Annotated in this window: 24 protein-coding genes and 3 pseudogenes; 7 read left to right on the top strand and 20 right to left on the bottom strand. The window is 64.3% G+C overall.

Features of this window, described 5'->3' with window-relative positions; translation table 11 throughout:
- Positions 1-15 precede the first annotated feature (15 nt).
- Positions 16-981: a hypothetical protein gene (locus QCE64_RS25675; RefSeq protein ID WP_310006918.1), complete on the bottom strand. Its 966-nt coding sequence runs from the start codon at positions 979-981 to the stop codon at positions 16-18.
- A gap of 234 nt (positions 982-1,215) precedes the next feature.
- Here QCE64_RS25675 and QCE64_RS25680 point away from each other — a divergent pair, with 234 nt between their 5' ends.
- Together QCE64_RS25680 and QCE64_RS25685 are read left to right on the top strand one after the other, a co-directional pair.
- Positions 1,216-1,590: a hypothetical protein gene (locus QCE64_RS25680; protein WP_309924429.1), complete on the top strand. Its 375-nt coding sequence runs from the start codon at positions 1,216-1,218 to the stop codon at positions 1,588-1,590.
- Positions 1,591-1,605: 15 nt separating this feature from the next.
- Positions 1,606-1,797, top strand: coding sequence for a helix-turn-helix transcriptional regulator (locus tag QCE64_RS25685; RefSeq protein WP_309924431.1), 192 nt, complete (start codon positions 1,606-1,608; stop codon positions 1,795-1,797).
- Between the two features lie 17 nt (positions 1,798-1,814).
- Here the strand turns inward: QCE64_RS25685 and QCE64_RS25690 are convergent, their stop codons facing one another.
- The 3 genes from QCE64_RS25690 to QCE64_RS25700 are packed head-to-tail and all read right to left on the bottom strand — an operon-like array spanning position 1,815 to position 3,151.
- Entirely contained in the window at positions 1,815-2,330 is a 516-nt protein-coding gene (locus QCE64_RS25690) for a zinc-binding dehydrogenase (protein ID WP_310006920.1), read from the bottom strand.
- Between the two features lie 57 nt (positions 2,331-2,387).
- Entirely contained in the window at positions 2,388-2,696 is a 309-nt protein-coding gene (locus QCE64_RS25695; protein ID WP_309924436.1) for a putative quinol monooxygenase, read from the bottom strand.
- On the bottom strand, positions 2,693-3,151 hold the full coding sequence (locus QCE64_RS25700) for a hypothetical protein (protein ID WP_310006922.1): 459 nt from the start codon (positions 3,149-3,151) through the stop codon (positions 2,693-2,695). Before QCE64_RS25700 ends, QCE64_RS25695 begins: the two co-directional genes overlap by 4 nt.
- Positions 3,152-3,289: 138 nt before the next feature.
- Between QCE64_RS25700 and QCE64_RS25705 the strand changes: the two are divergent.
- Together QCE64_RS25705 and QCE64_RS25710 are read left to right on the top strand one after the other, a co-directional pair.
- A pseudogene (locus QCE64_RS25705) lies at positions 3,290-3,598 on the top strand (SDR family NAD(P)-dependent oxidoreductase); the annotation flags it as partial.
- Positions 3,599-3,967, top strand: coding sequence for a hypothetical protein (locus QCE64_RS25710; RefSeq protein ID WP_309924440.1), 369 nt, complete (start codon positions 3,599-3,601; stop codon positions 3,965-3,967). It begins immediately after the preceding pseudogene.
- A gap of 47 nt (positions 3,968-4,014) precedes the next feature.
- Here QCE64_RS25710 and QCE64_RS25715 read toward each other — a convergent pair whose 3' ends face one another.
- The 11 genes and pseudogenes from QCE64_RS25715 to QCE64_RS25765 form a co-directional block, all read right to left on the bottom strand.
- Entirely contained in the window at positions 4,015-4,368 is a 354-nt protein-coding gene (locus QCE64_RS25715; RefSeq protein ID WP_310006925.1) for a BON domain-containing protein, read from the bottom strand.
- A gap of 44 nt (positions 4,369-4,412) precedes the next feature.
- Positions 4,413-4,661: a DUF4148 domain-containing protein gene (locus tag QCE64_RS25720; protein ID WP_310006927.1), complete on the bottom strand. Its 249-nt coding sequence runs from the start codon at positions 4,659-4,661 to the stop codon at positions 4,413-4,415.
- A gap of 176 nt (positions 4,662-4,837) precedes the next feature.
- Complete coding sequence (locus QCE64_RS25725) at positions 4,838-5,857, bottom strand: GntR family transcriptional regulator (protein WP_310006929.1); 1,020 nt, start codon at positions 5,855-5,857, stop codon at positions 4,838-4,840.
- Between the two features lie 14 nt (positions 5,858-5,871).
- A complete protein-coding gene (locus QCE64_RS25730; RefSeq protein WP_310006931.1) occupies positions 5,872-6,870 on the bottom strand; it encodes an alpha/beta fold hydrolase in 999 nt (332 codons plus the stop codon).
- A gap of 2 nt (positions 6,871-6,872) precedes the next feature.
- A complete protein-coding gene (locus tag QCE64_RS25735; RefSeq protein WP_309933766.1) occupies positions 6,873-7,982 on the bottom strand; it encodes a Zn-dependent alcohol dehydrogenase in 1,110 nt (369 codons plus the stop codon).
- A 7-nt stretch (positions 7,983-7,989) separates the two neighbouring features.
- On the bottom strand, positions 7,990-8,826 hold the full coding sequence (locus QCE64_RS25740) for a phytanoyl-CoA dioxygenase family protein (RefSeq protein WP_309924453.1): 837 nt from the start codon (positions 8,824-8,826) through the stop codon (positions 7,990-7,992).
- 26 nt (positions 8,827-8,852) lie between these two features.
- Complete coding sequence (locus tag QCE64_RS25745) at positions 8,853-10,055, bottom strand: alpha-hydroxy acid oxidase (protein ID WP_310006933.1); 1,203 nt, start codon at positions 10,053-10,055, stop codon at positions 8,853-8,855.
- A gap of 5 nt (positions 10,056-10,060) precedes the next feature.
- A complete protein-coding gene (locus tag QCE64_RS25750) occupies positions 10,061-11,326 on the bottom strand; it encodes an MFS transporter (protein WP_310006935.1) in 1,266 nt (421 codons plus the stop codon).
- Between the two features lie 233 nt (positions 11,327-11,559).
- Positions 11,560-12,513, bottom strand: coding sequence for a dienelactone hydrolase (locus QCE64_RS25755; RefSeq protein ID WP_310006937.1), 954 nt, complete (start codon positions 12,511-12,513; stop codon positions 11,560-11,562).
- A 166-nt stretch (positions 12,514-12,679) separates the two neighbouring features.
- Positions 12,680-13,099 carry an SRPBCC family protein gene (locus tag QCE64_RS25760; protein WP_310006940.1) on the bottom strand — a complete coding sequence of 140 codons (420 nt, stop codon included), beginning with the start codon at positions 13,097-13,099 and terminating at the stop codon, positions 12,680-12,682.
- A 9-nt stretch (positions 13,100-13,108) separates the two neighbouring features.
- A pseudogene (locus QCE64_RS25765) lies at positions 13,109-13,930 on the bottom strand (aldo/keto reductase); the annotation flags it as partial.
- Between the two features lie 334 nt (positions 13,931-14,264).
- Here QCE64_RS25765 and QCE64_RS25770 point away from each other — a divergent pair.
- Positions 14,265-14,657, top strand: a pseudogene (locus tag QCE64_RS25770) (glycoside hydrolase domain-containing protein); the annotation flags it as partial.
- Positions 14,658-14,792: 135 nt separating this feature from the next.
- On the opposite strand, the gene QCE64_RS25775 reads toward QCE64_RS25770, so the two are convergent.
- The 4 genes from QCE64_RS25775 to QCE64_RS25790 form a co-directional block, all read right to left on the bottom strand.
- Entirely contained in the window at positions 14,793-15,581 is a 789-nt protein-coding gene (locus QCE64_RS25775) for an SDR family oxidoreductase (RefSeq protein WP_310006942.1), read from the bottom strand.
- Between the two features lie 13 nt (positions 15,582-15,594).
- A complete protein-coding gene (locus QCE64_RS25780; RefSeq protein WP_310006944.1) occupies positions 15,595-16,797 on the bottom strand; it encodes an alpha-hydroxy acid oxidase in 1,203 nt (400 codons plus the stop codon).
- A gap of 68 nt (positions 16,798-16,865) precedes the next feature.
- Positions 16,866-18,170, bottom strand: a complete 1,305-nt coding sequence (locus tag QCE64_RS25785; protein ID WP_310006946.1) for an MFS transporter — start codon at positions 18,168-18,170, stop codon at positions 16,866-16,868.
- A 70-nt stretch (positions 18,171-18,240) separates the two neighbouring features.
- On the bottom strand, positions 18,241-19,380 hold the full coding sequence (locus QCE64_RS25790) for an iron-containing alcohol dehydrogenase (RefSeq protein WP_310006948.1): 1,140 nt from the start codon (positions 19,378-19,380) through the stop codon (positions 18,241-18,243).
- 179 nt (positions 19,381-19,559) lie between these two features.
- On the opposite strand from QCE64_RS25790, the gene QCE64_RS25795 reads away from it, so the two are divergent.
- Entirely contained in the window at positions 19,560-20,498 is a 939-nt protein-coding gene (locus QCE64_RS25795; protein ID WP_310006950.1) for a LysR family transcriptional regulator, read from the top strand.
- A gap of 241 nt (positions 20,499-20,739) precedes the next feature.
- Positions 20,740-21,372 carry a dihydrofolate reductase family protein gene (locus QCE64_RS25800; RefSeq protein ID WP_309924475.1) on the top strand — a complete coding sequence of 211 codons (633 nt, stop codon included), beginning with the start codon at positions 20,740-20,742 and terminating at the stop codon, positions 21,370-21,372.
- A gap of 24 nt (positions 21,373-21,396) precedes the next feature.
- On the opposite strand, the gene QCE64_RS25805 is transcribed toward QCE64_RS25800, so the two are convergent.
- A complete protein-coding gene (locus QCE64_RS25805; protein ID WP_310006952.1) occupies positions 21,397-22,764 on the bottom strand; it encodes a lipase family protein in 1,368 nt (455 codons plus the stop codon).
- Positions 22,765-22,892: the final 128 nt, after the last annotated feature.

Genomic DNA, 22,892 nt, shown 5'->3' on the forward strand with positions numbered 1-22,892 from the left:
CGCCGGTCACGCCCGTCACGCCGCCTTGCCGCCCACGGCCTGTTCCTGTTCGATCCAGATCTGGCTGTCGGGGAACCAGAATGCGTCGGGGCGCGGCGGCACGGCAAGAGTGATGGGCAGATCGGGATTGAAGATCTTCGACCACGCCGACAGATAGGACGGCGTCTTCACGAGGTGCCCGCAACGGGCCAGCAGCAGGCTCGACACCAGCGCTTCGCGGCCGATCGCAAGGCCCGGATAGCCGCTGAAATGTATCGCGGCATCGCCTTTCGAAAGCAGCTGCGCCGGCGCCACGCTGATCGGGCGTTTGAAGGGCCAGGCAAGAAAGAAGTCGATGAAGGCCTGCTCGTCGCTCGACACATAGAGATTCGTGAGATGCGGATTGAGCGCGAGCGTCTGTTCGACGAGCCGGCAGAAGTCGCTCCACGCCACCAGGAACGCTTCGAACTTCTTGTCCGTGCCGCGGAAGTGGACGCCGAGCGTGCTGGCGGAGATATCGAGCGTCGCGCACGCCGCCGCGACTTCTTCGCGAATCGATCCAGCGGGCCGGTAATATGAATTGAACAATTCGCTCGCACTGCGCAGGCGCAGCGCGCTTTCGTAGCGCCGCCTGAAACCCAGTTGCTCCAGATCCCGCACGACGGATGTGCGGACCCGGCGCGGCGGCATCGCGCCCGCGGACGCGCGCACGTTCTCGAACAGCGCCGCGAACCAGTCGATCCTGCCTTCCGCGTCGCCATACAGCCCGCCGCGCGCGGACACTTGCGGCGTCAGCCGCTTTTCCTCGCAATGCACGAGGATGAACAGCACCATCTGCATCACGGAGAAGAAGCCCGATGTCTCCCTGATCTCGATCGCAAACACACTGCGATTCAGCCGCTGCCGCGCATGCAGCGAAAAGCGAACCGGCGTGGCCAGCGAATGCTTGAAGCCTTCGCTGCGCCGGAACTGTCTCACGCGCTCCACCACCCTTCGCAACATGTGCGGCCCCGATTGATTTTTGTTCGCTTCGTGTTCGCTTCGACTGTGCTGACGATCAGGCGGCTGCGGTAACTTTGAGCGCCAAGCGTAGCATCGGAGGCCGCCGGCAAGAATAAATTACGCGATCGTTCTGTTGGCCAACAAACGCGGTCATGGTCATGTAAAGCACGCTTTACATGACCACAACGGCTCGCTATGCTGTAAAGCATCCTTTACACGCAGAGAGAAGCCGTCATGAACCGATATCGCAAGGAAATGACCGCAGCCATGCTGGCCTATGTGGTCTTGCTGATGGCTTCGGTGTGGTGGCTGCGCTCCGGCACGCTCGACAACCCGACGGCCCGCATCGCGGTCGCGTTGTGTCCGATGATCGCCGGCCCGTTCATCTGCTGGGTCGTCTTGCGGCAGTTGCGGCGCGTGGACGAACTGTTCCGGCGCGTCCAGCTCGAAGCGCTCGCCATCGCGTTCGCGGGCACGGCGCTTATCACCTTCAGCTATGGCTTTCTCGAAGGCGTCGGCTTTCCGAAGCTGTCCCTGTTCGTCGTGTGGCCGGTGATGGCGGTGCTGTGGATCCTGGGCAGCGTGTTCAGTGCGCGCCGCTATCGTTGAGCGGATGCGGCGCTCATGAAGAACCGCATCCGTGCGCTACGCGCCGAACGCGAGTGGTCGCAGACGGATCTCGCCGGCGCGCTCGGGGTGTCGCGCCAGACGGTCAATGCGATCGAGAACGGCAGGTACGATCCGAGCCTGCCGCTCGCGTTCGCCATCGCCCGGGTCTTCGGGCTCAGGATCGAGGAGATCTTCGAGGACGCGTGAAAAACCCTCAGCCGCGTTCAGAACTTCATCACGGCCCGGCCTACTACGTCGCCCACGCGCAGGCGGTTGATGTAGTCGTTCAGTTCCTCGAAGCCGAAGGTCTTGACCGTGTGACGGATCTTGTCCTGCGCGGCCAGCGCCATCACTTCGCCGAGATCGGTGTTGTTGCCCCAGAACGACCCATGCAAGGTCTGCTCGCGCGAGACACGCGGAAACAGCGGAATGTCGACGCGATCGCCCACCAGACCCACATCGGCATAGTGGCCGCCGATCGACAGAAGACTCATGGCCAGTTGCACCATCTCGGGGGCGCCGGCGCAGTCCATGGCGGCGTCGATGTCGTTGCGGCCCACCAGCTGATGCAATTCACGGCCGATATCGGCGGCTGGTTTGCCCTTGATATCGACGATGTCATCCGCGCCATATTCACGCGCGATGGCGAGCTTCTCCGGATTGCGCGCGAACGCAATCACCCGCGCGCCCGCGCCGAGGATCTTTGCGTACTGCACCGCATGGCATATGACGGCACGCATGCCATCGGAAGCCTGCTCGTCGCCATTCGACGAGTGTGACAGCGCGACGCCTGCGAATCAGGCGTCGCCCGGAAAGACATCCAACGCATTGACGACCACCGCCGTGCGCTCCGCTAGTTCGCCGATACGCGACAGATAGTGCTGGAAATGCGCCGTGCTCCGGTGCGAGGCGATGGCATCATGGCTCAGATAGAGTTCGTCGAGCACGAACTGGCCGGCGTTGTCGACGTCCCGCCAGAGGTCATAGCGCAGATTGCCGGCTTCCGCGCGCGATGGGCCGGTCATGCCGTGCAACAGCGCAGCGAGTTCCTCCTCTCGTCCCGGTTTCGCTTTCAGGATGGCGACGACTTTCACATTCGAGGTCACTGGAGTGGTCTCCTTCCGGTTGAGCGCGCCTGCGCGCACGAGGTTTCCGCTTCAATGTACCTGATGCGCGGCCAGAAATTCATGAACCTGCGCGACGACGGACACGCCCTCCCCAGGCCGCCGACACCCGCTTGATCGAGCCGAAGCGCGCATCGCCGATGGCGAACACGCCGTTTCACGCTGGCTTCGACCAGACACGGCTGCTGTTCGAGACCGCTGCGCGCCGCATTGCCCGTCAGCACGAAGCCCTTGTCGTCGGTGTCGACGCTGCAATCCCTGAGCCAGCGCGTATTGGGTTCGGCGCCGGTGAACAGGAACAGATGCCGGACCTTGAAGCTGTGCCCGCCCTGCGGGCCGCGCGTGTTGACGCCCGTGAGTCCGGCGCTGTCGCTGGACAGCGAGAGCACCGCGGTGTCCGAGAGGCTCGCGATGCGATCGATCAGGTACTGCGACATGTGCTCCTGGAGATTATGCCCGCGAATCAGCAGATGCACCCGCTGGGCCCGCCACGCAAGGGGCGCAACTGCTGATCGCCGGGATGAACCCGGCACGCCTCGAACACGCCGCGAAAGAACTCGCGGGGTCACGCCTCGCGCGTCGAGATCTTCGAATGCGACGTGACGGACCGCAATCAGGTCGAAGCGCTCGCGGACTTCGCATGGAGCAAGTTCAGGCAGGTGGATGTGATCGTCAACAATGCGGGTGTCGGTCCCGTGCCGTCGAGCGTGATCGACGCGCGCCCGGAAGACGTGCAGAGCGTGCTGGCGGTGAATCTTTTCGGCGTGCTGCACGGGGTCTCGGTGTTCGGGAAGCGCTTCATCGCGCAAAAGACGCCGTGCGCGATCTATAACGTCGGCTCGGAGAACGCATTCTTCAATGCGATTCCGGAAGGCGCCGGATAGGTGGCGAGCAAGCACGCCGTGCTCGCCGTGACGGTGGCGCTGCGCGAAGAAGCGCCCGACTTCATGGATGTCGCGCTCATCTGCCCGGGACTGGTCCGCTCCGAACTCGCCAAGGGAACCCAGGAAGGCATGGACACGGACAAGTACGCGGCCATCGTCATGAAACAGATCAAGGCCGGCGAGTTCCACATCATGTCCCACGCGTACAACTTCGTGCGCATCAGCGCGCGCTGGCGCGAGGTCGAGGCGGCCTTCAGGAAATATGCGCCGCGCTATGAAGGCGACATCGAGTTCGACGTGCGGACGCTCGGCGTGAAGAACGGCTGGTATCCGCGCTATCCGGATGCATCGGAGAACCTTCCTGTGTAGCAAGCAGGCGCGGCGAGGCACTCATGTCCTCGCCGCGCCGCTTCCGCTCAACCGTTGCCGCCGTGGAACAGGCCGAGCTTGTTGTTCACGGAGGTCACGCCCTTCACCGAGCGCGCGACATCGCCCGCCACGGGGATCTGGTCGCCGCTCCTTACCGAACCCGACAGCGTCACCACGCCGCTGCGCGCGCGGACGAACACGCCGGAACTGTCGAAGCCCGGCGTCTTCCCCAGCGCGCGCCGGACCGCCTTCGCCAGCGCGCGGTCGGCGCCCTTCTGATTCGTCACATTGGTGCCCGCGGCGCCCTGATTCATGGGTGCATCCGTGGTCTGCGCCATGAGTGCCGGCGGCGCCAACAGGCAGGCGCAGGCGAGCATCATCGATACGGTTCTGACTCTCATGCCAATCTCCTTCAGGTTGAGCGCCACGCCGGTCCAGGTGTGGATCAGCGCTTCCCACTGATGCGCGCGGCTTCCTGACGCCGCCTCTCCGCGACACGCGCCTGCGCGTCCTCGATGTCGAAGGGAAACCGGTGACTCCATGCCTGCGCCGGGTGGTAGCCCACCGCAGCCAGTTCCTCGAGCTCCTTGCGGGCCTGCGCGCGCGTCATCGGCTGGTCCGGCGACTGCGCGTACGCACCGGATGTCATCAGCATAGTCATCAGAAAGCCAAACGTCAGTTGCGGGAACCCCATGGTCGCCTCCGTGCTGCTTTGGAGACGACGATACGGGCAAGCCGTGCGGGTCGCGATGCCGTGGGTTTGTATAACGAGCGTCGGGTTATCGGGGAAGGGTGAACTTCTGATGAATGCATTTGGCAGGCGTTCGTTAGCTCCGGCGAGACATCGGAGACGAGCACGTCCGCCGTTGATCAAGCCGCACCGAGCGCCGTCAGATACGCAGGAAAGTCCGGCTGCTTCATGCGCCGGATGATCTCGAAACGCAGCACCCAGCGGGTATTCGCTTCGCGGATATGTTCCGTCAATGCCTGCGCTGCGCGCTCAGGCTGGCCGGCCAGTATGTCGTCCACGATCTGCAGATGCTCGGTGAACGCATCGCTGATGAGCTGATACGGAATCTCGAGGTAGGGGTCGCTCAGATAGCGTGTCGGCACGAACAGGACGTGCGTGCGTGAGAGGGCAAGCACGATCTCCTTGTTCGGGCAGTGGGACAGGAGATCGATATGCAAATCGGTTTCGGCGGTGTCCATTTCGGCACCCCCGCGATGCCCCGCCTCGATGACACCGACGAGACGTGCGCGCACCGCTTCGAGGAACTCGCGCGGCACATGCTGCGCGGCGTGCAGCAGCGCGGTCGGTTCAAGCAGGCGGCGTATCTCGAACAGGTGCTCGATGCGCTCACGCGTCACCTGCTCCGCAATCCAGTGCCCGTTGCGGTCCTGCGACAGCTGCCCGACGCTGTGCATGCGCGCCATCGCGCCGCGGGCGACGGTGCGGCTCACGGCGAAATGTTCAGCGAGCGCTTCTTCCGTGATGCGCACCGAACCGAACAGCACGCGAGTGCATAGCTCGCGCTCCAGTTCGGCGTACATGCGCTGCCATTGCGGCGCGCTCGTGATTTCCAGCTTGTCGAGCACGGCCGGCTTGCCGGCACGATCGCCCGAAGCCGCACCGGCCACGCGATAACCGCGCCCCTCGCTTTCAACGATGATCCCGTCCGCGCACAGCGCGGCCAACGCAATGCGCGCAGGCGAGCGGCTGATACAGAACGATTTCGCGACCTGCGCTTCGAGCAGCCGTTCACCCGGCGTAATGCGCCCGTCTTCGATCATCTCGCGCAACAGCCGATACGTGCGATGCTGAATGGAACCGCCCGCCCCGGACGTGGAATGCGAATTCGTCGGTGCGATGTCCTCGACCTGAGGATTCATGACACGGGCCTCTGCTAATACGCCATGAACGAAGCGATCTCCGCATTCAGCCGTGCGGCGGAAGTGGGATCGGCCTCCGAGGCCATCATATGGCCGCTCGTCGAAGGCACCCGCAGCAGTCTGGCGTTTCCGATCTGCCCGGCCGCGCGTATGCCCTCTTCCACGGGATTGTAGAGGTCCAGCGCCGGCACGCCAATCAGCGTGTGCGCCTCGATCCTCGCGAGCGCGCGTGCCGTATCCCCTTCGAAACCCGGCGTCGTGCCGACGTCGTGAGCATCGTAAGCATGCGACTGCCAGATCCAGTCGAGCGGATCGAGCCGCTGCGTGCGAAACCACGCGGCGCGCTTCTCGAACCACGCCTGCGTGCCGCCCGCCTGTGTCGCGTCTTCCTCGAAACGCTCCGGCGTGCGCATCGCCAATACATGCATGATCCCGAGCCACGCACTCCAGTCGCCGCCCGAGGTTTCGAGCGCGCGCCGGCCCGCCTGATTGACCGCCTGCGACCAGGCCGTGGTCTTCGCCATCGGCACGAGCGCGACCAGCTTCTTCATGAAGCGCGGATACGACACGCCCCATTGCAGCGCCTGCATGCCGCCCATCGATGCACCCACCACTGCGTCGAGCGTCGCGATGTTGAGGTGATCGAGCAGCGCCTTCTGGCTGCGTACCATGTCGCGAATCGTGAAACGCGGGAAGGCCGTACCGCCCTGCGTCGGTGAATTCGACGGGGAACTGGACAGGCCGTTGCCCAGCGCATCGGCGACGATCACGGTGACGCGCGCGGGATCGAACGCGCGTCCCGTACCGATCAGGAAGTCGAGCCGGTGATGCGTGCTGCCGATGGCACACACGCCCAGCACGACAGGGCGCGTACGATCATCGAGATCGCCGTGGACGACGTAGGACATCAGCAGATCGTCGATATGTTCGCCCGATTCCAGCCTGAAGCGCCCGAGCGATGCGCAGCGATGCGGCGTGTCGATCCAGCCGGGTTGCAGGTCGGGATGACTCATGATCAGAACTCGATCACCGAGCGGAGCTCGACACCTGCCGCAAGACGTCGCATCCCTTCATTGATTCCATCGAGCGTGATGCGCGAGGTCACGTATTCGTCGAGCCGCAACGTGCCGTCGAGATAGGCATTGGCGAGCATCGGGAAATCCCGTGCCGGGTTCGCGCCGCCATAGCTCGAACGCACGATGCGCTTCTCGCCCATCAGCGCGCCCCAGCGGAACGACGCTTCGTCGTCGGCGGGGAGTTTGCCGAGCCACACCACCTGACCGCCCGGACGCACGATTTCAACGCTCGCCCTGAGCGCCTGACGATTGCCCGCGGATTCGATCACGCAATCCGCGCCGCGTCCGCTCGTCAGGTCCGCGACGGCCGCCACCAGCGATTCATCGGCGCACAGTGCGTGGCTCGCCCCCAGCGCACGCGCCGTCTCGAGCCTGTCCGGCGCGCGATCGATCGCGACGATCCGCGCGGCGCCCGCGTGCCGCGCGCCCTGTATCGCGGACAGACCCACCGCCCCGCAGCCGATCACCGCAACCGTGCTGCCGGGCTCGACCTTCGCGATGTTGGTCGCTGCGCCAAAACCGGTCATGACGCCGCAGCCGATCAGACAGGCGCGGTCGAACGGCATGGCTGCGGGAACGGGCACCGCGCACTCCTGCGACACGACGCAGTATTCCGCGAAGCTGCCCATGTAGGCCAGTTGATGCACGCGCGCGCCATCGTCGAGAAAGAGACGCGGCGCGCCGTCGAAATGAAACGACTGCGCCATGTGACTGCGATACGGCTGGCACAGGATCGACTGTTGCCGCCTGCAATAGAAACACTGGCCGCAGTGCGGATTCCACGACATCACGACGTGATCGCCCTTCGCGACTCGCGTGACCGATGCGCCAGTCCACTCGACGATACCGGCCGCCTCGTGTCCGGGCACGAACGGCAGCGGCGTGCCCAGGTCGCCGCGCATCGCTTCGAGATCCGTATGACACAGGCTCGCCGCCTTCACCCGAACGACGACGTCGGTCCCGGCGAGATTGCGCAGCGACACGCGCGTGATGCGCAGCGGCTCGCCGGTGCGCTCCATGAGTGCGGCATCGAAGGTCAACGCATTCATGCGCGGTTCAGCGCTGGGCCGACGCATTCTGCGCCGCGCCCTTGTAAAGAATATTCAGGTTGCGTTCGCCGATCTGCTGATGCAGCGCGACGAATGCAGGATCGAGATCCTGTGTCGGACGCGGCTCGTGCTCGAACGTGTTGAACGTATCGACACCGCGTACGAGCGTGGCGCTGTCGGCGCCTTCGAGCTGCCGCACATAGGTCGGGATGTAACGGATCGCATACCCGATGCGCCGGTTCGGCGATGCGTTCGGCGGCGAGCCGTGCACGATCCGCACGTGATGCAGGGACATCTCGCCCGGCTCGAGTTCGATCGCCACCGCCTGGGATTCGTCGACGTCCACCGCGACTTCCTGCCCGCGCGTCAGCAGATTGCTTTCGTTGAAGGTGTCGCGATGCGGAATCTGGTCGAGCAGATGCGTGCCGGGGACCACCTGCATGGCGCCGTTCGCGCGGTTGCTCTCCGACAAGGCGACCCAGGCCGTCACCACATCGGGCTTCGAGAGTCCCCAATAGGTCGAGTCCTGATGCCACGACACATACGCCGGATCATTGCCGTTCTTGATGAAAAAGCTGCTCGCCCAGACCAGCAGATCCGGTCCGTACAGATCCTCGATCGCATCGACCACTTTGTCGTTGCGCACGAGTTCGTTCAGCCACGAGAACAGCAAGTGGCTCTTCACATTCAGCGCCTTCTTCCTGAGCGGATTGCTCGATTGCTCGAAATCTTCGAGACGTTTGCGCAACTCGAGGGCGGTCCGCTCCGACATGACGCGGATCGGCGCGACATAGCCGTACTGTCTGAAATGTTCGAGCTGATGGGGCGTCAACGACTTCAACATGATGCAAATCTCCCTGTATGAGGCCGCTAGGCGACCTGGATGCGAACCGGCGCCGTACCGTGATTTGCTGGCTTTCGCTCCCGGACGAAACCGCCCGAGCGGAGCACGGCGCCGTCCACGTGACGAACGTCCGTGACGCCCGCCAGCGCCATCGTCGTGTCCAGTTCGTCGCGGATGATTTCAAGGCAGCGCGTCACGCCGGCCTCGCCTTCCGCACCGAGCCCGTAGAGAAAGGCGCGCCCCGCGTAGACCGCCTGCGCGCCGCATGCCAGCGCCTTCAGCACGTCCTGTCCCGAGCGGATGCCGCCGTCCATGTGCAGCTCGATCTCGCCGTCCAGCACGTCGGCGATGCGCGGCATCATCGAAATGGTGGACGGCGCGCCGTCGAGCTGACGCCCGCCATGATTCGACACGATCACCGCATCGGCGCCGACATCGCGCGCGATGTGCGCATCTTCCTCGTCGAGGATGCCTTTCAGCACCAGCTTGCCGCCCCAGCGCTCCCGCACCCAGTCGATGTCCTTCCAGGTGAGTGTCGGATCGAACTGCTTCGCGGCCCAGTCCGCCATCGATGCGATTCCGGTCACGCCCGGCGCATGTCCGACGATGTTGCCGAAGCTCCTTCGCGACGTCCCGAGCATCCCCGCGCACCAGCGCGGATGGCGCGACAGATGGGCGAGATTGCGCAACGTCAGCTTCGGCGGCGCCGAGAGGCCGTTGCGTTTGTCCTTGTGACGTTGTCCCTGAATCTGGAGATCGAGGGTCAGCACGAGCGCGGAGCACTGCGCGCTTTTCGCACGCGCGATCAGATCGGCGATAAAGCCGCGGTCCTTCATCATGTAGAGCTGGAACCAGAACGGCTTCTGCGTGAACGCGGCCACGTCTTCGATCGAACACACGCTCACGGTGGACAGCGTGAACGGCACGCCGAAACGCTCTGCCGCACGCGCCGCGAGCATCTCGCCGTCGGCGTGCTGCATGCCCGCGATGCCCGTGGGCGCGAGCGCGACCGGCATCGATACGGGTTCGCCGAGCATGGTCGTCGCGAGATTGCGCCGGCTGAAATCCACGGCGACGCGCTGACGGAACTGCAGGCGGGCGAGGTCGTCGCTGTTGGCGCGATAGGTCGACTCGGTCCATGAGCCTGCATCGACATATTCGTAGAACATGCGCGGCACGCGTCGTCTGGCGGCAACGCGCAGTTCCTCGATGGTGGCGTAGTGACGCATGTCGATCAGGCCAGCTCGGGTTGAAGTTGCAGCTCGGCGGTCGGGGCCCGCACGAAGATCGCGACGAACAGCGCGCCCAACGCCGCGATGATGCCCGTCAGCACGAACGCGCTCTTGAAGCTGCCCGACGATTGCACGAGAAAGCCCGTCAGCGCCGGCGCCACGATGCCGGCCAGGTTGGCGATGAAATGCACGAAGCCGCCGACCGCGCCCACGCGGCGCTTTTCCACCGTGTCGAGCACGATCGCGAAGTAGGTGTTGAAGGACGCGTACATGAAGAACACGGCCACGGCCATCAGCGCGACGGCGCTCGTCAGCTCGCTCACCGCGCCCGTCAAGGCGATGCATACCGCGCCCGCGCCCAGACTCGTGATCAGCACGATCTTGCGCGAGAAGATCGCGCGTCCCGTCCTGCGCACGAGCCAGTCGCACGCATAGCCGCCCGCAACCAGCCCCGTCACGCCCACCGCCCACGGAATCACGCTGACGATCGACATCTTCTGGATGCTCAGGTGATGCGCCATCGTGAGATAGGACGGAAACCACGACAGGAAGAAATAGAGAATGTACGCATAGCCGAAGAACGCGAAAGCGGTGGCGAGGATGGCGGGCCGACGCAGATAGGTCGAGAGCGGCGCGGGCGCGGCGCCGTCATCGGCTGCTTCAGGAAGCTGTGCGTTCAACTGCTCCTGCCCGGCAATCGGCGTGGAGGGCTTGTCCTTCGCGAGCCATAGCCACGCAACAACCCATAGCACGCCCACTGCGCCGATGATGACGAAGGATGCACGCCAGCTCGTCGCCAGGGCGAGAAAGCCGACCACCGGACCTGCGATTGCCGCGCCGATGGATTGCCCCGAGTTCGCGAGGCCGAGCGCGCTGGCCTGTTGATCGCGCGGATACCAGTTCGACACCAGCTTGTTGATGTTGGCGCAGAAAGGTCCCTCGCCCATGCCGAAGATCACGCGCACCAGCAACAGACTCGCGATGCCGACCGTCGCCGCCGTCAGTCCGCAAAACAGCGACCACACGAGCATCGACACGCTGAGTACGACCTTGGGGCCCCAGCGGTCCGCCGAGTAGCCGCCGACGAAACAGAACAGCGCATAGCCCACGAAGAAGCTCGAGAACACGATGCCGAGCTGCGCGGGGTCGAGGTTGAGCTCCTTCGAGATCAGCGGCGCGGTGATCGACAACGCCGCCCGGTCCAGGTAACTGATCATGCCTCCAGCGAACAGCAAACTGACGAGCGTCCAGCGAGCGCGTGTCTCCATCACTTTCTCCGGTGGTCTGCTTCAGGCCTCAATCGCGGCACATCCTTCAGCGGCAACCAGAATGTTCAATGGATCCACTGTACATAAAGCGTAGTGGATGCTTACGACCGATGTCAACGCGCGTCTTGCCGGTGTTAACCCTCGACCGGGGCGCGTGGGTTCGCGTGCGCGCTCAGTGGGCATATCGTGGAGTTGACCGCTATTGTCGGAGGCGCAAGCAAGGCGCCCGGGGTCTATCGGAGTTGCGTCCGGAAGAACTGCAATACAGCCTCGTTGAGTCTGGCGTGAAATGCGACGCGGTCGAATCCACCCTCGTCGACGCATAGGCGAGGAAGCCTCGCAGCCTGCTTTGGCGCACACGGTGCGAGAAACGCGAAATGGCCGGCGCCTGCGACCAGGTGGTACTCGGTCGTCCTGGGCAGCAGTTTCGAAAGCGCGGGGGTCGTCTCCGGCAACACACCATCGCCACCGTATTCCGAGGCCCATAGTTGAATGGGGGCGTTGATGTCCTGAACGGTCGTGGCCGTTGGAAAAGCGTCGAGCGGGTCCGCCAGGACGAATGTCTTGATGCGCGGATCGCGAATCCAGTGTTGCGGTGGCAGTTTCCCCTCGCGGATGGTTTTGCAAACGGGAAGCTCGTCAGGGCACGGTATGTCAGCATGCTGAAAGTCAGGCACGCCTCCAGCCAGAACAAGGCCGGTATAGCCGCCCCGGGAAAAGCCGAAGAACCCGATGTCGCGAGCGTTGATCTTCGACGCTTCCGGCGATGCATCCAGCATGTAGTCGATGAGCCGCTTGATGTCCATCGGGCGTTCGACAAACTCCGACGGCTCCGACGCGCGCGACATGTCCGATGATGTGTCGCCGGGATGACTGATCGCCGCAACGATGAATCCTGAATCCGCGAGCTTTTCGGCAAGGTCGTGGTGACCGAGGCGCGAACCGCCGTGCCCGTGCGATATCACGACCAGAGGAAGATGGTCGCCGGCAACCGGGCAGTTCTTCGTCCCTTGCAAAAGGGTGGTTCCTACTTCGATGGGTTCGGGTTGCTCAGCACACGGCGTCCACACGGCTGCGTGGAGCGCGGGCCCGTTGGCGTCTGCCGGGATGTCGAAGAGTCTCACTCCCGCACCATGACAAGTCGAAGCCAGGAGACAAAGAGAGACCGCCGCAATCAGCGCCTTCATGAGCTTCTCCCTTCATGCCAACGTGGCCGCACCCGATGTTAGCAAGCATGGAAAACGCGGGAAACACTTCTGCTTGAAGTTCACAAAGGGCTTTCGCTCAAGCAAGCATCTGTTCAGGTTTGGATGCCACCTGCCCCGCTCACCGTCGAAGCAGGCGGCGCTCCCCTCACGTCCTCTTCGCCACTTCCGCAGCAAGCGCCTTCAGCCCATCCTCATCAATGCCCTGAAACAAGCGCGACACTTCCGCGTCGCTCACGCCCTTGGGCTGGAACCGCCCCGACCATTCAACGCGCGAACCTTTCGCGCCGAGGTCCACGACCTTGATCGTCGAAAGATAGTCAGTCACCGGAAACGGCGCCTGGAGAATCGCATAGCTATAGCTCTTGCCGGCGTGATCGAAAGCGATGAGCCGCTCGACAATCGCCTCGCCTTCCGGATTGGCGAGATGCCTCACGCGGCCGCCTTCGCTCAGTCCGCTCTTCGGTATGTAGGGCAGCCAGTCAGGCAGGGACCCGAAGCCGCCGATCAGTTGCCAGGCCTGATCGGCCGGAAGATTGATATCGATGCTCGTGGATGCTTCAGCCATGACGCCTCCTTATTTCTTGTCGATGGGCAAGGGAGCGAGCGGCGACACCAGGCCCTGCTCGCGCATCTCGCGCCAGAAATCGTCGGGAATCTTCGTCTTGAGCGCCGCTGAATCTTCGGCGATGCGTCCCGAATGACTCGCGCCCGGAATGACCGCGGCCACCGCCGGATGCGCCAGACAGAACTGCAACGCGGCTGCCTTGACCGGGATGTCGTATTGCTCGCTCAGCGTCTTGATGCGCTCCACATTCGCGAGGATCTTCGGTGTCGCGGGGGCATACTCGAAGTGCGTGCCGCCCGCCAGCACGCCCGAACTGTACGGACCGCCGATCACGATATCCACCTTCTTCTCCTGTGCCGCCGGCATCAGGCGCTGCAGGCCGGCCTCGTGGTCCAGCAACGAATAGCGGCCCGCCACCAGCATGCCGTTCGGATGCGCGTGATCCAGTCCGAGCGTGAGTTCGATCGGTTCGACCCGGTTCACGCCCAGACCCCATCCCTTGATGACCCCTTCCTTCTGCAAACGGGACAGCGCCTTGAACGCACCGGTCCGCGCGGTCTCGAACTGTGCGAGCCACGCGTCGCCGTGGAAGTCCTGGGTGATGTCGTGAACCCAGACGAAATCGATCCGGTCGGTCTGCAAGCGCTTCAGACTGTCCTCGATGGATTTGAGCGTGCCGCTCTCCGTGTAGTCATAGACGATCTTGTTCTTGCGTCCGTACTGGAACAGCGTGCCTTTCTCGCCGAACTCCTGCGCGCCTTCCACCACTTCATCGAGGATGATGCGGCCTACCTTGGTGCTGAGCACATACGTCCATGACGGATCACTAGACCACTATTCACTTGTCAGAGTGAAGGCTTCGGCTCGGCAGCCGGACGCAGACAACATGCAGATCAACCGGGGAATGGCAGGCGCTTTATTGGCGCTGTGCGTGACATTGGCGTCTTGCGGGGGCGATTCAACTTCCCCGAGTGCCACAAGCGCGGCACACACGACGCAAAGCGCCCCGCCTCCCGCTTCAGCGCCGATTGCTTCGTTATCGCCCGTATCGGCTCCCGTGAATCTGCCGTCTCCTCCCGCTTCCACCAACGCCGCCAGCATTGCCACTCCGCCCGCCGCGACCGCATCGGCATCCGTCGCCCCTGGCCCCGCGATTCCACCGGACATGCAGCTCGCCCGATTCGTCAACCCGTTGATCGGCACGGATTACGCAACCGACGAACCCGCCGCGGTGCCCTGGGTCCATGCATGGGCCGGTGCGCCGACTCACACGCAGCAGGTCCTGCACACTGCGCTCACGACCGAGTTCGGCACCGGCGCGAGCGGTCTGCCCGGCAACGACGATCTCGGCGCGATCTCGGCCTGATACGTCTGGGCTTCGCTCGGACTCTATCCGGAAGTGCCCGGTGTGAGCGGCGTCGTGCTGTCGAGCCCGCAGTTCGCGCAGATCGACGTGCGCGTCGGTCAGCTGGACGGCAGCCAGAAGCTGCTGCATATCACGGCGCCGGGCGCGGGCTCGGGCGATAGCGCGTCGTACTACGTGCAGTCGCTGCAACTGAACGGCGCGTCGCACGCTTCCACCTGGATGCCGCTTGATGACCGCCAATCCGGCGGGCAGCACATGGGGCACCGATGTGTCGGCGTTGCCTTCGTCTGCTCCCACGCCGGCCACTCACTAGCGGGACAAGCAGCTTCAGAACGTGCCAGGATAGGCGCCGCCATCCATCAGCACGTTCTGGCCGGTGAAGTAGCCCGCATGCGCGCTGCACAGGAACGCGCACATCGCGCCGAATTCCTGCGCCGTGCCGAAACGCGCCACGGGAATGGCCTGCCGCTTCGCGTCGAGCACGGCGTCGAAGCTCCTGCCCTGCGACGTGGCCGCCGCTTCGGTGGATTGCTTCAGGCGGTCGGTATCGAACAGGCCGGGCAGCAGGTTGTTGATGGTCACGTTGTGAGCGGCAATGCGCTTCTGCCGCGCCAACCCCGCGACAAAGCCGGTCAGCCCGGAGCGCGCGCCATTGGAGAGGCCGAGCACGTCGATGGGCGCTTTCACGGCCCCTGACGTGATGTTGACGATCCGCCCGAAGCCGCGCGCGGCCATGCCGTCCACCGTGGCGCGCATCAGTTCGATGGCCGTCAGCATGTTCGCGTCGAGCGCGGCGATCCAGTCGTCGCGGGTCCACTCGCGAAAATCGCCCGGCGGCGGGCCGCCCGCGTTGTTCACCAGTATGTCGATGTGCGGCGCCGCGCCCAAGGCCTGCTCGCGTCCCGCGTCCGTCGTGATGTCGCCGGCCACGGCAATCACCTGCACGTCCGGGTTCAGCGCCCGCAGTCCGGCAGCGGTGGACTCCAGCGCCTCCTGGCCGCGCGCCGTGACCACCACGTTGACGCCTTCGGCCACCAGCGCCTCGGCGCAGCCTCGGCCCAATCCTTTGCTCGCGGCGCACACCAGCGCCCATTTACCCTCGATCTGCAAGTTCATTGCGTGTCTCCCATCAGATGACCGGTTCTTCGAATGGCGCCACGGCCTCGGCCGCGCGTGCGTGGCGAGCCTGCGTGACACGCGGCTCATGAAAGTTATGCAGCCCGATCTCGCCGATGGAACGCACGCCGGTGAGCGCCATCGTCACGTCGAGCTCGTTTCTCAGGATCTCGAGCATCCGCGAAACGCCGGGCTCGCCCATCGCGCCGAGCGCATACATGAAGGCGCGGCCGATCATCGTGCCCTTCGCGCCCAACGCCAGCGCCTTCATCACATCCTGGCCGGTGCGGATGCCGCCATCGACCCAGACTTCGGCGGCATCGCCCACCGCGTCCACCACGGCGGGCAAGGCCTCGACCGTCGATGGCGCGCCGTCCAGCTGCCGTCCGCCATGATTGCTGACGACGATGGCATCCGCGCCCAGCGAAGCCGCCATGCGCGCATCCTCGGCGCACATGATGCCCTTCAGCACGAGTTTGCCGGGCCACAGGCTGCGGAGATGCGCGATGTCGTTCCAGTTCAGGCTCGGATCGAATTGCGATGCCACCCACTTGCTGATCGCGATCACGTCGTCGCCGCCCTTGATGAAGCCGGCAAGATTGCCGAAGTTACGCCGGCCCGATGCCGCTCGCAGCGCCCAGCCCGGCTTGCGCAGGAAGTCCAGCAGGTTCGCGGCTGTCAGGCGCGGCGGTACGGTCATGCCGTTCCTGAGGTCCTTGTGGCGCTGGCCGTTGATCTGCAGATCGAGCGTGACCACCAGCGCCGAGCAGCCTGCGGCCTTCGCCCGCTCGATGAGCGACTGGTTGAAGCCCCGGTCGCGCATCACGTACAGCTGGAACCAGAATGGCGCAGTCGTATGCTGCGCGACGTCCTCGATCGAACAGATGCTCACGGTCGAGAGCGTGAACGGCACGCCGAAGCGCTCCGCCGCGCGCGCACCAAGGATCTCGCCGTTGGCCCACTGCATGCCCGTCAGGCCGGTCGGCGCGATGGCCACGGGCATCGCGACCGGCTGGCCGAGCATCGTGCTTGTGGTGCTGCGCCCTTCGACGTTCACGCCCACGCGCTGCTTCAGCGTCAGCCGCGCGAACGCGCGGCTGTTCTCGCGATAGGTCGATTCCGTGTACGAGCCGCTGTCGACGTAATCGTAGAACGCCTTGGGCACCCGCTTCTTCGCGATGAGGCGAAGGTCTTCCACACACGTGACTGTCCGCATTGGAACTCAAACTCCGACAGAAGATCTTTTCAAAAGGCCCGCAGGCCCGGCATCGCGTCGCGTGCGAATCAGGAAAGCGCGCCGACCGCGCTTTGCTCGACGTCATCCGCTACCGCGACGGGCCGATGCACGAGCAGCAGATAGGCGACGGCCGAAAGCAGCGCAATGACCGCGCTCACGATCAGCGATGCGACGAACGAATGCGTCCGGTCCACGACGATGCCGGTGACGATGGGCGCAGCCGAGCCGGCGAGGAAGCCGCCGAAGTTCTGGATGCCGCCGAGCGAAGCCACGGCCTGGCGCGGCGCGGCAATCGAGATCAGCGACCATGCGCCGCCCGAGGCGAGATTGATGAAGAACATCGCGCCCGAGATGTAGATCACGGCAAGCAGGGTGGAAGGCGTCAGCGCCGCCGGCACCGTGAACGCCGCCGCGCCGATCAAGCCGACGCAGATCGGCCACTTGCGACTCGTGATGGCCTGCATGCCGCGTCGGTACAGGCGGTCTGCCGCGAAGCCGCTGCTCAGCATGCCGAGCGTGCCGAAGACATAGGGAATCGAGACGACCCAGCCTGCCTTCGCGATGCTCAGACCGCGTTCGTGTTCGAGATAGGCCGGCAGCCACGTCAGATAGAGCCACACGGTGTAAATGACGCCCATGAAGCCGAAGAAGATGCCCCACGTCGTCTTCTGCCGGAACAGGCTGCGCCACTGCGCGCCGCTGAGCGGCTGGCTGTTCGCATCGTCCTGCGAGTCCTGGTCCAGGTAGGCGGTTTCCTCCGCCGCGAGCTTCACTTCGTCGCGATTGCGATAAGCCACATACCAGCCGATCGCCACGAGAATGCCGAACACGCCCGTCGCGAAGAACATGTTGCGCCAGCCGAGCGCGAGCATCATGCCGGTGAGGATCGGCGGCGCGATGGCCGGGCCCACCGTGGTCGAGGCGACGAAGATGCCGGTGGGCGTGCCGCGGTCACGCACCGCGAACCATTCGCCGATGACCTTCGCACCGGCGGGAAACTGCGGCGCCTCGCCGACGCCCAGGCACACGCGCGCAATGAAGAACTGCTGGAGGTTGCCGACCAGTCCGCAGCATGCCTGCGCGACCGACCACAGGATCATGCCCCAGCCCAGCATGACGCGCGCACCGAAGCGGTCGAGCATCATGCCGACCGGTAGTTGCGCGAACGCATAGGCCAGCGAGAACGCCGACAGCAGCAGTCCCATCTGCGATGCGCTCATGCCCATCTCGCCGCGAATCACGCTGTTCGCGATGGACAACGCACTGCGATCGAGATAGTTGATGCTGCCGGCCAGGGTCAGAAAGAAAATGGAAATGCGCTGGATCCGTACGATCCGTTTGCTCTTGTTCATGCCGTGTCTCCGTGCGTGTCATGCGCGGACGCCTCTTCGCCGGGCGTCCGTTCGTTGATCCGTTGCTTCGTCAGTACGACGCTTCCAGCAAGCCGAGATAATCGGCTTCCGATGCCTCGCGCGGATTGGTCTTGTGACTGTGATCCTTGAGCGCGCCCTGCACGATGCGCGGGAACATGTCGCGCGTCACGCCCAGCGCCCGGAGACCGGTCGGCAAGCCGAGGCGCGCCGTCATGTCGCGCAGCGCCGCGGATAGGTCCGCGTCGTGACGCAGGCGCATGGCGTTCGCCATGCGCGCCCTCTTGTCTTCGTCGCGCATGGACGGCGCGCTGCGGTTGAACTCCACGACTGCCGGCAGGAAGATCGCGTTGAGCGTGCCGTGGTGCAGGCGCGGGTCCATGCCGCCCAGCGCATGACTCAGGCTGTGCACGCAGCCCAGTCCTTTCTGGAACGCGAGTGCGCCTTCCATCGAGGCCATCATCATGTTTTCGCGCGCGGCCTGATCGGTGGGCGCGTGCGTGGCCCGCTCGATGTGCGCCCATGCGCGCCGCAAGCCGTCGAGCGCGATGCCGTCGGCCGGCGGATTGCGCAGCGGCGACATGAAGGTTTCCAGGCAATGTGCAACGGCGTCCATGCCGGTGGCGGCGGTGAGCAGCGGCGGCAGGCCGATCGTCAGACCGGGATCGCAGATCGCGACCTTCGGCACGACATGCGGGGAGATCACGCCCACCTTGCGGCCATCGTCGAGGATCAGGATGGCGCCGCGTCCGACCTCGCTGCCGGTGCCGGCGGTGGTCGGCACCGCGATCACCGGCGCCGTTTGCGCGGTGATCCGGCTCGCGCCGCCTTCGATCACGGCGAAGCTTTGCAGCGGGCCTTCGTGCGTCGCGCAGACTGCGACGCCTTTCGCAAGATCGATCGACGAACCGCCGCCCACCGCGATGATGCCGTCGCAGTCCGATTGCCGGTACAGCGCGACCGCATCGCGCACGGCGGCTTCATTGGGATTCGGCGGGGTGGCGTCGTAGATCATGTCGCCGTCGGCGCGCTCCAGCACCTTCAGCACGATGTCGAGAATGCCGGCCGCACGGATGCCCCGGTCGGTGACGATCAACGGGCGTCGGATCGCGAGACGCTCGCATTCGCTCTTCAGCAGATTCACCGCGCCGAAGTCGAACTGGATCTGGGTTACGTAGTTGATGAGAGACATGATGGATGACCTTCGGTTATAGTTGACCGACGCTCGACGAGCCTTTGACTCATCTGGCTCGCCGCCTCGAAATGGCCAAAACGCGCTTTTTCTTGGGTTCTTTTGCCGAAGTATAGAGAGCCCTGCCGAGGAGCAAAATTGAGAAGTTCTCATGCTGGTATAACTCGCTCTCAAGTCACATGATGCCCACGCTCAACTCCATTGCCTCGCGCCTCCACCTCAAGCAGTTGCGGCTGCTGGTCGCGCTGAGCGACCACGGCTCGCTGCTGAAGGCGGCCAATCAGGTAGGACTGACCCAGCCGGGCGCGAGCAAGGCGCTGCAGGAAATCGAAACCACGTTCGGCACGGCGCTGTTCACGCGCACGCGGCGCGGACTGGAAGCGAATGAAGTGGGACACTGCGCGATCCGCTATGCGCGGCTGATCTACACGGACCTGTCCCACATGCGCGAGGAAATCGCGGGGATTCTGCGGGGGCATGGAGGACGCGTCGCGGTCGGCGTCATCATGGGCGCCGTGCCCTTGCTGACACGGGCCGTGTCCGCGCTCATTGCGCGTCAGCCGGAGATGTCCGTCGAGATCATCGAGGACGCCAGCGAGACGCTGCTCGGTCTCATCGACGCGGGAAGGCTGGACCTCGCGATCTGCCGGACCTCGGTGAGCCAGAATCCGGACATGTATGAAAGCCTCGTCCTGCAGGAAGAGACGCTCGCGGTGGTCGCGAACGTGCAGCATCCGTTACGCAAGGCGAAGAAGCTGACGCTCAAGGAGCTGGCCGTGTACCGATGGGTCGTCTACCGCGCCAACATGCCCATGCGCGTGCTGCTGGAACACGAATTCCAGCAGGCCGGGATCCGCTTTCCATCGAGCCTGCTGGAAACCACGTCGGCTTTCGCGACGCTGAGCCTGCTGCAGGACAATCCTTCGTTCGTTGCGCTGGTGTCCATCGATGTCGCGCAGTTCTTCGTGCGGCACGAAGCCACGCGCATCCTGCCGCTGTCGTTCGCGTCCCGCAGCGAACCCTATGAACTCGTCACGCCGCGCGGGGCGCCGCTGTCGCCCGGCGCGCGGCTGTTGCGGGACGAACTGGTCGGCAAGGCCGAGGTTCAGTCCCGCTGAAGGCGTGGTCAGAGCGGCCCTTTCGCGGGATTGCAAATGCAGGAATTGAATTGAATCGCAGGCGGCGGGTTTTATTCAGGCAAATGGATGCCTCATTCAATCAAGCGCGTGAATCACAATAATGAAATTCTCGTTATTCTTGTTTCCCTCTGAATAACAGTACCGCGCGCCGAAGGCTCGCGAGTGCATGTCGATTTGCCGCGGCCTCGTTCGTCGTATCGGCATCACCCTGGAGAACACGATGCGCACACTCACGGTTTCGTTATTCAGCAGTCTGGACGGCGTGATGCAGGCGCCAGGCGGTCCGAACGAGGACCTCAGCGGCGGTTTTCGCCTGGGCGGCTGGATCGTTCCTTTCGCCGATCCCGCCATCGGCGAGAACTTGCAGCAATTGCTCGCGAAGCCCTTCGAACTGCTGCTCGGGCGGCGCACCTACGACATCTTCGCGTCGCATTGGCCGCATGTGGCGCCTGACACCCCGAGTCATGCGCTCGCGGAGAAATTCAATGCAGCGGCGAAGCACGTGGCGACACATCGGCAAAGCGGGCTCGACTGGCACAACAGTCACGCGCTCGATGGCGAACTACCCGATGCGGTCCGCGCGCTCAAGACGCAAGAGGGTGCGGACCTTCTGACCTTCGGAAGCGGCGACATGGTGCGCCAGCTGCTCGCGGCCGGCCTCGTGGATGAGCTGAGCCTGCTGACCTTCCCGGTCATGCTCGGACGCGGCCGGCGCCTGTTCGACGACAACGCAGAGGCACGGGCGTTCGAGTTGACGCACATGACGCGCACACCGGGCGGCGTGGTGATCGCGCGTTATGCGCGCGCGGGCGAGGTCCGGACAGGCTCGTTCAATGAACCTGGCCGGACTTGAACCCGCACGGTCTCACGCGTTGCTTCAATTCACCCGCAACCCCTGGCCGGGGTACTGTCCAGCGGGTGCCGACTTGAGCATGGCGAAGGTCGTGCAGTCGTTACGGCCCGCGTAGGCCTGGCCTGTGTAGTACTCGAAGAAGCGCTGCGCCAGGAACTGAAAGGGATAGTTGACGGGCGCCGTGAACGCGGCAGCCGCGCTTGAATGCACCTGTTGACTCGGGAACAGGCTGACCTGGCTTTGCAGCACCTGCACACTCGCTCGTGCCTTGCAGAAAGACTGGATCATCTGGAAGCTGGCCGACGCCGGGATCAGCGTATCGCCGACGTCGTAGTACACGAGCGTCGGCACATCGGGTGCGTAAGCCGTGCCGGCCACGCTGTTGGCCGCCAACATGGCGTTCAGGGATCCCAGGCCGCTCGCGCTCAAGGTCGGCAGGAAGGCCGGATAAAGTCCGGCGGTATAGCAGGAATACGGCGCGGCGGAGGTCTCCATGCACGTGAACACGTTCGCAGCAGCGCCGCTCAAGGCGCGCTTGAAGGCTGCATAATTCACCGGATCGTGCCGTCCCATGGCGACGATCGCGGCATAAGCAAGGCGTGCCGCTGCGGTCCCATCAAGTGCGGTGATGATCGTCGCAAGATCAGAACTCGAACTCGCTCCGAGCGCGGCGCCGACCACGTTGAGCCTCGGCGCATAACTTCCGCGCAGCACCGCCGCCCAGGTCGAGGCGCCGCCGCCGCCCGAATATCCGAGCAAGCCAACAGGGCTCGTGGCTGCGAGCCCGCCTACGTTTGCCGGCGTGACTCCGGTGCAGGCGCCGTAACCTTGAGCACAGTTCAGGATGGCTTGCGCCCCGTCCAGCACAGCCGGCCCCATCTGCTGACCCACATTGAACTCGGAGTTCGGCCCCTGATGATCAGGAAAGGCTACCGCGATACCGTTATTGAGCATCGGTGCGGCCATCGCGGCGTAATCGCTGGCCAGGCTCGTGGCGTTCAGAAGCACATACGACGGCTGGGTCGTCGTGACGAGATCATCCTGCGGATACTGAACGGAAACGAGTGGCGCGCCCTTGTTCGATATCAGGCTGCTGAGCGCACTGGCCGCAGCCGGCGGGGGCAAAACCAGGGTAGTGACGACCGTGACAGGCTTGCCGCCGTCGGTGCTTTTGTAGAGCAACTGGTAACCGGTTGAACCGTTGGGAAACCCGGCGGGCAGGTTGATCGGCTTGGCGGCCAGCGGGGTCCCGTTCGCCTGACTCATCCACTTCGGCTGCCAGGTTGCGAAGTCCATGGCGGCGTAAGCAGCCGGCACGGCAAAATAGGGATCCCTGTTTGATTGCGCATTGACCGCCGCGCCATAAAAAAGGCTCTGGCCGAGCAACAACATGGCCAGGCATCTCGAAGATATCGAGCGTGCTTTCAAGCGTTGCAAAAAGTCCATTTTTCACCCATGAAAGAGCTTCTCGCGTCATGTACACGCACAACTCGCGAAAAGCGTGGCCAGCATACGAGCGG

Source organism: Caballeronia sp. LZ043, from assembly GCF_031451075.1.
Classification (GTDB): domain Bacteria; phylum Pseudomonadota; class Gammaproteobacteria; order Burkholderiales; family Burkholderiaceae; genus Caballeronia.

Coding starts and splice junctions, on each gene's coding strand:
- QCE64_RS25675 (WP_310006918.1), bottom strand. CDS start 981: ATGTTGCGAAGGGTGGTGGAGCGCGTGAGACAGTTCCGGCGCAGCGAA.
- QCE64_RS25680 (WP_309924429.1), top strand. CDS start 1,216: ATGAACCGATATCGCAAGGAAATGACCGCAGCCATGCTGGCCTATGTG.
- QCE64_RS25685 (WP_309924431.1), top strand. CDS start 1,606: ATGAAGAACCGCATCCGTGCGCTACGCGCCGAACGCGAGTGGTCGCAG.
- QCE64_RS25690 (WP_310006920.1), bottom strand. CDS start 2,330: ATGCGTGCCGTCATATGCCATGCGGTGCAGTACGCAAAGATCCTCGGC.
- QCE64_RS25700 (WP_310006922.1), bottom strand. CDS start 3,151: ATGTCGCAGTACCTGATCGATCGCATCGCGAGCCTCTCGGACACCGCG.
- QCE64_RS25715 (WP_310006925.1), bottom strand. CDS start 4,368: ATGAGAGTCAGAACCGTATCGATGATGCTCGCCTGCGCCTGCCTGTTG.
- QCE64_RS25720 (WP_310006927.1), bottom strand. CDS start 4,661: ATGGGGTTCCCGCAACTGACGTTTGGCTTTCTGATGACTATGCTGATG.
- QCE64_RS25725 (WP_310006929.1), bottom strand. CDS start 5,857: ATGAATCCTCAGGTCGAGGACATCGCACCGACGAATTCGCATTCCACG.
- QCE64_RS25730 (WP_310006931.1), bottom strand. CDS start 6,870: ATGAGTCATCCCGACCTGCAACCCGGCTGGATCGACACGCCGCATCGC.
- QCE64_RS25735 (WP_309933766.1), bottom strand. CDS start 7,982: ATGAATGCGTTGACCTTCGATGCCGCACTCATGGAGCGCACCGGCGAG.
- QCE64_RS25740 (WP_309924453.1), bottom strand. CDS start 8,826: ATGTTGAAGTCGTTGACGCCCCATCAGCTCGAACATTTCAGACAGTAC.
- QCE64_RS25745 (WP_310006933.1), bottom strand. CDS start 10,055: ATGCGTCACTACGCCACCATCGAGGAACTGCGCGTTGCCGCCAGACGA.
- QCE64_RS25750 (WP_310006935.1), bottom strand. CDS start 11,326: ATGGAGACACGCGCTCGCTGGACGCTCGTCAGTTTGCTGTTCGCTGGA.
- QCE64_RS25755 (WP_310006937.1), bottom strand. CDS start 12,513: ATGAAGGCGCTGATTGCGGCGGTCTCTCTTTGTCTCCTGGCTTCGACT.
- QCE64_RS25760 (WP_310006940.1), bottom strand. CDS start 13,099: ATGGCTGAAGCATCCACGAGCATCGATATCAATCTTCCGGCCGATCAG.
- QCE64_RS25775 (WP_310006942.1), bottom strand. CDS start 15,581: ATGAACTTGCAGATCGAGGGTAAATGGGCGCTGGTGTGCGCCGCGAGC.
- QCE64_RS25780 (WP_310006944.1), bottom strand. CDS start 16,797: ATGCGGACAGTCACGTGTGTGGAAGACCTTCGCCTCATCGCGAAGAAG.
- QCE64_RS25785 (WP_310006946.1), bottom strand. CDS start 18,170: ATGAACAAGAGCAAACGGATCGTACGGATCCAGCGCATTTCCATTTTC.
- QCE64_RS25790 (WP_310006948.1), bottom strand. CDS start 19,380: ATGTCTCTCATCAACTACGTAACCCAGATCCAGTTCGACTTCGGCGCG.
- QCE64_RS25795 (WP_310006950.1), top strand. CDS start 19,560: ATGATGCCCACGCTCAACTCCATTGCCTCGCGCCTCCACCTCAAGCAG.
- QCE64_RS25800 (WP_309924475.1), top strand. CDS start 20,740: ATGCGCACACTCACGGTTTCGTTATTCAGCAGTCTGGACGGCGTGATG.
- QCE64_RS25805 (WP_310006952.1), bottom strand. CDS start 22,764: ATGTTGTTGCTCGGCCAGAGCCTTTTTTATGGCGCGGCGGTCAATGCG.